This is a genomic window from Rhodococcus sp. NPDC006774, assembly GCF_040636045.1.
Taxonomy (GTDB): domain Bacteria; phylum Actinomycetota; class Actinomycetes; order Mycobacteriales; family Mycobacteriaceae; genus Rhodococcoides.
Window position 1 is genome coordinate 270970 of sequence record NZ_JBEYIW010000008.1, and the last position, 7797, is coordinate 278766.

The 7797-nt window shown below is 61.7% G+C and carries 7 protein-coding genes; 3 read left to right on the forward strand and 4 right to left on the reverse strand.

The features are described from left to right. Positions 1-51: 51 nt before the first annotated feature. From pabB to ABZ677_RS15235, 3 genes are all read right to left on the reverse strand, one after another. Positions 52-2124 (reverse strand): aminodeoxychorismate synthase component I, encoded by a 2073-nt coding sequence (pabB, locus tag ABZ677_RS15225; protein WP_358370594.1) that lies wholly within the window; start codon positions 2122-2124, stop codon positions 52-54. Between the two features lie 10 nt (positions 2125-2134). Then, a complete protein-coding gene (locus tag ABZ677_RS15230; protein WP_358370596.1) occupies positions 2135-2524 on the reverse strand; it encodes a chorismate mutase family protein in 390 nt (129 codons plus the stop codon). 280 nt (positions 2525-2804) lie between these two features. Then, on the reverse strand, positions 2805-3143 hold the full coding sequence (locus tag ABZ677_RS15235; protein WP_027497120.1) for an RNA polymerase-binding protein RbpA: 339 nt from the start codon (positions 3141-3143) through the stop codon (positions 2805-2807). A 192-nt stretch (positions 3144-3335) separates the two neighbouring features. Between ABZ677_RS15235 and ABZ677_RS15240 the strand changes: the two genes are divergently transcribed. The 3 genes from ABZ677_RS15240 (at position 3336) to ABZ677_RS15250 (ending at position 6098) form a co-directional block, all read left to right on the forward strand. Beyond that, on the forward strand, positions 3336-3668 hold the full coding sequence (locus ABZ677_RS15240; protein WP_094634419.1) for a hypothetical protein: 333 nt from the start codon (positions 3336-3338) through the stop codon (positions 3666-3668). Between the two features lie 91 nt (positions 3669-3759). Next, positions 3760-4215, forward strand: a complete 456-nt coding sequence (locus tag ABZ677_RS15245; RefSeq protein WP_032398482.1) for a TerB family tellurite resistance protein — start codon at positions 3760-3762, stop codon at positions 4213-4215. A gap of 209 nt (positions 4216-4424) precedes the next feature. Then, entirely contained in the window at positions 4425-6098 is a 1674-nt protein-coding gene (locus tag ABZ677_RS15250; protein ID WP_358370601.1) for a cation:proton antiporter family protein, read from the forward strand. A 59-nt stretch (positions 6099-6157) separates the two neighbouring features. Here the strand turns inward: ABZ677_RS15250 and ABZ677_RS15255 are convergent, their stop codons facing one another. Next, positions 6158-7237 carry a GGDEF domain-containing protein gene (locus ABZ677_RS15255; RefSeq protein WP_358370604.1) on the reverse strand — a complete coding sequence of 360 codons (1080 nt, stop codon included), beginning with the start codon at positions 7235-7237 and terminating at the stop codon, positions 6158-6160. Positions 7238-7797: the final 560 nt, after the last annotated feature.

The window sequence follows — 7797 nt, forward strand, 5'->3', positions numbered from 1 at the left end:
GCACGGCCTCGAGCCGAAGGATCTACGAACAGCGGGTGGAGCGCGTGTGCTCTACCCGCTGTTCGCTGTCCGCCCGGTCAGCGCTCGGCGCATGGACACAGCCTTGACCATCGTCTCCTCGAATTCCTCGTCGGGATCCGACAGTGCCACGATCGCGCCACCCACCCCGTAGGTCACTTCGTGTTCGGTGGCCACGATCGTGCGAATGACGATCGAGAAGTCCGCGGTGCCGGTGATCGAGAAGTAACCGATTGCACCCGAGTACACCCCCCGCGGTCCGTCTTCGAGCTTGTCGATGATCGCCATCGTGCGGATCTTCGGTGCTCCCGTCATCGATCCACCCGGAAACGCAGCACGGATGCAGTCCGCCGCGGACGCGTCGTCGCGCAGGCGACCACGAACGGTCGAGACCAATTGGTGTACCGGAGCGTAGGTTTCGACATCGAACAGCTTGGGCACGTGTACCGACCCCGGCACGCACACCTGGGCGAGGTCGTTGCGCACCAGGTCCACGATCATCAGGTTCTCGGCCTTGTCCTTCTCGTTCGCGACGAGGTCCGCCTTGAGTGCGTTGTCGTCCTCCGCTGTGGCCCCGCGGGGACGCGTTCCCTTGATCGGTTTGGACTCGACGATCCGGTCGGCGTCGATGCGCAAGAAGCGTTCCGGAGACGCACTCAACACGGACAACTCGGGGAACTTCAGCAGCGCACTGTACGGAGTGGGGTTGATCTCGCGCATGTACGAGTAAGTGGCGGTTGCGTCGATGGAACCGGCTACGGACGCCGTGTTGGTCAAGCAGACCTCGTACGTCTCACCGGAGCGAATCTCGGCAAGACACTGGGAAATCAGATCCAGATAGTGGGCACGGTCGTGGCGCAGTCGGGGCTCGAGCGACCGATCGGCTCCGAGTAGGGGAGTGCCGGTCGCAGGCGCACCCGCACGGTCGACCGAGGTGGCCTTTCGGGACAGGCCACGCAGGGTGTCGGTGACCGAGTCGAACCACTGCGCCAACACAGGATCCCCGGGGGTGGTGGCCAACCCCATCAGATAGAGGGTGCCGGCCTCGTGGTCGAACACCAGCGCGCGATCTGCGAAAACCATCGATGCGTCGGGAGTCGCAGCTGTGTGAACCAGCTGCCCACCGGTGTCCGCCTTGAGTTCGTAACCCAGGTACCCCACGTAGCCGAGCCCGAAAGCAAACGGTAAGTCGTGCCGAGGGGGAGTGGCCCGCTCTCGCAATCGGTCGTCGATGTAGTCGAAGAATGTCGAGTGGATGAGCTCGGTCGTACCGTCGGCACCCTGCACGGTCACCGTCGTCTCGGCAACCGAATAGGTCACGTACTCAGCGTGGGGACCCGAGCAGTCGCCCATGACGGTGAACCTGCAGTCGGGTTCGAGAGCCGCGCTGCCGTCCAGCCAGAAACTCTTCGAGCCGTCCGCGAAGAGGGCTTCGAATACCTGCTCGGAATCGAAAGCCTCGTCGAGCGAACGTGTCTCGATGGTGAACATCGAATCCTGAGTACGCGCAGCACTCGATGCACTCGATTGTGCCAGTGTCAGATCGCGGAAGTTGGCGAGAAGTTCACGGCCGTATTCGGTACTGATCGACTCGGGATGGAACTGAACTCCCCACATGGGCTTGCTGCGGTGCCGAACTGCCATGACCAGTCCGTCGGGCGTCCATGCGACTTCCTCGAAGTCGGCAGGGGTACGGGTCACGACGAGCGAGTGGTACCGCACAACCGAGTACGGCGACGGAATCCCGGCGAACAGATCCACACCGGTATGAGTGATGTCGGTGATCCTGCCGTGCATCGGCGCCGGCGCGAGATCCACGGTGCCACCGAACAGATGACACAGACCCTGATGCCCGAGGCACACGCCGAGTATCGGTAGACCGGACTCGTTGATCACTCGGGCACTGATTCCGAAGTCCTGCTCCAGATCCGGGCGCCCGGGACCGGGCGAGATCACGACATTGTCGTAGGCATCGAAATCCAGTGACGTCCATTCGACGTCGTTCTTGACCACCGTCGGCGGCCGACCGTTCACCTCGGCCAGAAGGCTGTACAGGTTGTAGGTGAACGAATCGTAATTGTCCACCAGGAGCGTATGGATCGTCATCGGGGTGCTTCTACCGTTCACTGTCGAGGCCGGGCGGCGGAGAATCGATGATCGAATCCTCGACGCGACATGCCTCTGCAATCATCGATCGGTACAGATCTTCGAGAAAGTCGGGAGACAAACCGTTGGCCGATGCGAAGTCTCTCGCTCGCTCGGTCACCAGCCCGACGCGGCCCGGTTGCATCATCGGAATCGCGTGTTCACGTTTTACGTGTGCAACACGTACACACACATCGATGCGATCTCGAATTGCAGCGCGAAGAACTTCGTCGATTCCGTCCAACTCGCGCCTCAACTCCGCAAGCTTTTGCTCGCCGACCGCACGATGACCTTCCGATTTCGCTTCGGAGGCCGCCGTACGCAAAGCGTCGGTCGAGCGCTGATCAGAATCCTGGCTCACGAGTTGCTGCCCCCTGATTTATCGACTCCGGTGCTGCTGTTTATCGGTATTTTCCGACAACCGTTACGGCGACCGTTCACGAATCGTCCACCTGTGTGACAACCGATACTCGATGATGTCACCTCGGACTGTCACGCCGCCACTCGATCGTAATTGGAATCCCTGTTCAGGCGACAATGAATGCAACAAAGCGAACGAAAACATCTAATGGGTTCGAAATACATAAAAAAACTGCACCGCCGGATTGTTTCCAATCAGGCGGTGCAGTGAGCAACGACAATCATGCGCCGCGGCGCTTCACCTTCAGCAGGTCCAAGCGCTCCTTGAGAAGTTCCTCGAGCTCGTCGACCGAACGACGCTCGAGCAGCATGTCCCAGTGGGTACGGGGAGGCTTGACCTTCTTGGCCTCCGGCGCGGTGCCCTCGATCAGCGACCCTTCCAACCCGTTGCGGCATGCCCACGTTCCGGGGATCTCGGCATCGTCGGCGAACGGTACGTCGAACTCCTCGCCGTTGTCGCACCGGTAGCGCGCAACGCGGCGGGGAGCCAGGTCGTGATCACGGTCGGTCTCGTAGCTGACCGCTCCCAGTCGGCTACCTCGAAGTACACGATCTGCCATGGTGAAGTCCTCTCCATCGATAGTAGGTACGTGCGTCGAAGCCATCCGTCGACATCGAACTACACCGTCTACCCACTGATCTACAACGTCGCCGCGCGCCGGTTCGTTCCCGGGCCGATGAGCCCCGGTGCGGTCCCATCGGCGCAGCTTATCGAGCGATCTTACCTCGCGACCGCAGTAGGCTGAACGACCATGTCCGCCAGAACCCGCCGCGACCAGACCTGCGCCTGGTGTGGGCGCCCGGTCGCCGACACCGGAACCGGCCGCAAGCGGCGGTACTGCCGTCAATCGTGCCGTCAACGCGCCTACGAGCAGCGCAGCGCAATCAAAGGAACGTCGATTCCCGACGACGCCGTCGTGCTGACCGCCGAGGAGGTGTCGGCGGCGGCCGACCGAGCGTTCGAGGTTCGGTGTGCCGCCGAGGATGTCGGCACGGCGGTGGCGGAAGGGGCCGACGCCGCGGAACTGCACCGACTGTGTGCCGAACTGTTGGCCAAGGCGCAGGACGCAGAGCGGCTGCGCTGAACTGCGGTTCCTGTCTCGTTCACCGACTCCATGGACAATGGTCGTACCGTCCATGCGACTGCGCGGACGGTACGACCTAGTGAGGAGCTCCATGGCGTTCTGGGATCAACTCAAGTCCAAGGCACAGGAATTGAACGGCCAGCTGCAGACCAAGACCAGCCAGTTCAAGAACAAGGAATTCGCCAACGGCAGCATGGCCATGTGTGCCCTGATCGCGGCGGCGGACGGCACCATCGATCCTGCCGAGCGCCAGAAAACGGCATCCCTGATCGCCGGCAACGAGGCCCTGCGGGTGTTCGAGCCCGACGAGCTTCGACAGAAGTTCGACTGGTACTGCGACAAGCTGCAAGGAGACTTCGACTTCGGGAAGGTCGAGGCGACAGCGACGATCGGCAAGTTGAAGTCGAAGCCCGACCAGGCACGAGCCGTCATCCAGATCGGCATCATCATCGGCGGCGCGGACGGCCATTTCGACGATCACGAGAAGGCTGCCGTACGCAATGCGTGCTTCGCAGTCGGAATCGATCCGGCCGAGTTCGAGCTCTGAGACCTTCCGCACGGAGGGACCGGTAGCTCGATCGTGCTCACGGCGATCGACGAAGTCATCTGACGACTTCGTCGATCGCCGTTCTCGTCGGCAGTCGTGCGCTGTGAAATACCCGGATTGCCGGGATACTGGGGGCACTCCGACGGCATGTGCCGATGTCGTCGATCCGTTGGAGATCCGGTTGCAGCCCACCAGCAAAGGGACCGTGCATGACAATTGCCGCGATCTACCTCGTCATCGCCTTCGGTTTGGGCGGACTTGCCATGGTGGTACGGCTACCTCCCCTGGTCGGGTTTCTCGCTGCCGGTTTCGTCATCAATGCGCTCGATGTCGGTGAGGTGCCCCAGCTCGAGCTCATCGCCGATCTGGGCGTGACGCTGCTGTTGTTCGCTATCGGCCTCAAGCTCGACGTTCGTATTCTTCTGCGCCGGGAGGTGTGGCTGACGACCTCGGTGCATCTGGTGGCGAGCATCGTGGTCGGTACCACCGTGCTGTGGCTCGCCGCCGTCGCCGGATTGGCCATGTTGTCCGGCCAGAGCCTGACGACGATAGCGTTGCTCGCCTTTGCGATGTCGTTCTCGAGCACAGTGTTCGTGGTCAAGGTTCTCGAAGAGCGAGGGGAGTCGCACGCCCTCTACGGGCGCGTGGCGATCGGTGTCCTGGTCATGCAGGACATCGTTGCCGTGGTTTTCCTCACGATCACCAGCGGTTCACTACCGAGCCCATGGGCGGTGACGCTCGTACTGCTGTGGCCGGTGACGCGGATCCTTCGGAGAATATGGAGCGGACTGGGCCACGGCGAGATGCAATCACTGTTCGGCATCGTGATGGCGCTGGTCCCGGGTTACGCATTGTTCTCCGCCCTCGGACTCAAAGGGGACCTGGGCGCGCTGGTCATCGGTGTGTTGCTGGCATCGCATCCGGCCTCGTCCGAACTGTCACGATCGCTGTTCCACATCAAGGAACTGCTCCTGGTCGGCTTCTTCGTCTCGATCGGTCTGTCCGGGTTGCCGGACCTACCCAGTCTTGGCGTCGCCCTGCTCATGGTGCTTCTGCTGCCACTCAAATCCGTCCTGTACCTGGGCTTGTTCGCCATGATGAAGTTGCGATATCGGACCGCGCTCCTCGCCGGACTGAGCCTGATGAACTACTCCGAGTTCGGTCTGATCGTCGTTTCGGTAGGTGTGACGACCGGCCTCCTCGCACCGGCATGGCTGGTCGAAATGTCGATCGCCGTAGCTCTGAGTTTTGTCGCGTCGGCTCTGGTGAACGGCCGTGGACACCTGATGGTCGAGAAGATCGCGACACGTCTGCCCGAGCAGGACGAGCAGAGCCTGCATCCCGAGGAGCGATCCGGCGACGCCGGCGACGCCGAGGTCGTCGTGATCGGCATGGGTCGTGTCGGATTCGCGGCCTATCAGCGACTCACCGATCACTACCGTCTCGATGTGGTGGGAGTCGACTACGACGGGCCTCGTATTCGCCGCCTCGCCGATCAAGGACTGCGAGTCATCGAGGGGGACGCAACCGATCTCGATTTCTGGAATCAACTGCGGCATTCCGAGTCGGTCCGCATTGCCGTGCTCGCGATGCCACGTCACGGTGCCAACGTCACAGCACTCGCCTGTCTGCGCGAATCCGGATTCAGTGGAACGGTCGCAGCCGTGGCTCGCTACGACGACGAAGTGCAGTGGGCCAAGGAGCACGGCGTGGACATCGCGTTCAACGTCTACGCAGGTGCGGGATTGGAGTTGGCGGATCAGGTGGGTGCTACGCCCCCCGATCCCGTCGGCGACGAATTCGACCCCGCTCTCGGGACGCACGAAAACGAGAAGTTTCCCAGATCCACAACGGAACCGGTACCTCTCGAGGAGCGTCCGTGACCGACGCGCGTGACCACCCAACGCCGAGTGGAACGCGAAGGCCGGGGAGAGACACCTGCTCACGCCGGCCAGCGACTGCGTTTCGCGCGATACATCTCCGAGTCCGCGATGCGCAGTACGTCGTGCGCAGACTGCCGAACATCGCTGTCCGCGTCGATGTGTACGGCCGCCGACCCGACGCTGACGGTGAGTCCGGACAACATCCGGGCCTGTGTAAGGCTCGCTACGAGGTCATCAGTTCGAGCAGCGAGGTCGGCACGCCGACCGACGGCGATGCATGCGAACTCGTCACCACCCAATCGTGCAACGATCCAGCGGTTTGCGGCCAACGCTCGCAGATGCTGGGCAACGTCGACCAGGACAGCGTCGCCGGTGTGGTGTCCGTAGTTGTCGTTGACACGCTTCATCCCGTCGACGTCGGCGGCGACGGCGCATATCACCCTGGGTTCGACATCCGACGTCGCCATCGCGGTGGCAGCAACCGCAGAGAACAGCCCGCGACGGTTGTGTAGACCGGTCAACGGATCGACCAGCGATTCTCTTGCACGAGAACGGAGTTCGCTCACGTACACCACCAAGACCAGAGGAGAGGCGAATATCAACAACATGGTCAAGCTGTGTGCGGCGACGACCCAGCCGCTGGCGATGTCGGCCTGGACCGTGCGTACGGCCACGACGGACAGAATGGCCGTAGCGAAAAGCATATGTATGGCGCAGGGGAGTGGCGGCACCGCTATTACGGCCAGCATCGTGACTACAGCGAACAAGACCGTTCCGCCCATTGCCGTCAATGCCGTGTCTTTCATCACCAGACTGACCGCGATGGATATATCCGAATACACGATGAACGCGCTCAGCAGACGCCGGCCGGGCCATCTGCCGAACACCCAACGCAGCGCCACCGGAAACGCGGTCAGACTTATTACGACCACCGCATACACTCGCCAACCGCTGTACTCCTCGGACGGTGCGCTGAGCAATCCGATGAGCCCGATCGAGAACGTGCCCAAGCCGACGATCAATCGAATGAGGCGAGTTCGAGTCGCGTCCAGATCCAACAACTCCGACACCGACGTGTCCTCGCGTGGGCGTGACGCATTTCGACCCGAGGCCGAGCTGAACGGACGAACGGCAAACATCGAGTGACCTTCGGCTGGTTTTTGCCCCGAGCAACAATTCCTCGGAGCGTAACAGGAACGGGTGATTCGACCAGTCGATCGGCCAGTACTGACCACAACGACTGTTTATGCCTCGAGCGATTATCGCCGATGTCAGGTGGCAACGAATGGCAGTTCCGCTCCATCACATCGAATCGTCACTGTGACGATTCGATGTGATGGAGTTGGACCTGAAGTCGACCCCAGGAGGCGACCAGAAAAGGGCCGCCCGGGTTACGTCGATACCGAGCATTCCATCGATTCGCGGCGAGCAGCCGCCTGCTGGGCAACTCCACGGATGACCGCCGGAGGCCACTCGAGAAAGCGGATTGCCGATGGACAGGCGACAAGGACCTACCCGGAATGAGTCAGCGCACGCGAGACGACCTGCCGACCATCGACACAGCCTCCGAGCTGCGGCCATACTTTGCCGATAATCAACATTATGTCAAGTAGTAGACTGGTTATCAGCACTCGGCGCGAATATCTCTGCTTCGTGTAACTGCTCCCGTGATTCGCCAATACTCACCTGAGCTGCATCG

What these genes read in the sequence shown, in the direction of transcription:
- ABZ677_RS15245 (WP_032398482.1), top strand. Translation starts at nt 3,760, where the DNA reads ATGGCGTTCTGGGATCAACTCAAGTCCAAGGCACAGGAATTGAACGGC.
- ABZ677_RS15255 (WP_358370604.1), bottom strand. Translation starts at nt 7,237, where the DNA reads ATGTTTGCCGTTCGTCCGTTCAGCTCGGCCTCGGGTCGAAATGCGTCA.
- ABZ677_RS15235 (WP_027497120.1), bottom strand. Translation starts at nt 3,143, where the DNA reads ATGGCAGATCGTGTACTTCGAGGTAGCCGACTGGGAGCGGTCAGCTAC.
- ABZ677_RS15240 (WP_094634419.1), top strand. Translation starts at nt 3,336, where the DNA reads ATGTCCGCCAGAACCCGCCGCGACCAGACCTGCGCCTGGTGTGGGCGC.
- pabB (WP_358370594.1), bottom strand. Translation starts at nt 2,124, where the DNA reads ATGACGATCCATACGCTCCTGGTGGACAATTACGATTCGTTCACCTAC.
- ABZ677_RS15250 (WP_358370601.1), top strand. Translation starts at nt 4,425, where the DNA reads ATGACAATTGCCGCGATCTACCTCGTCATCGCCTTCGGTTTGGGCGGA.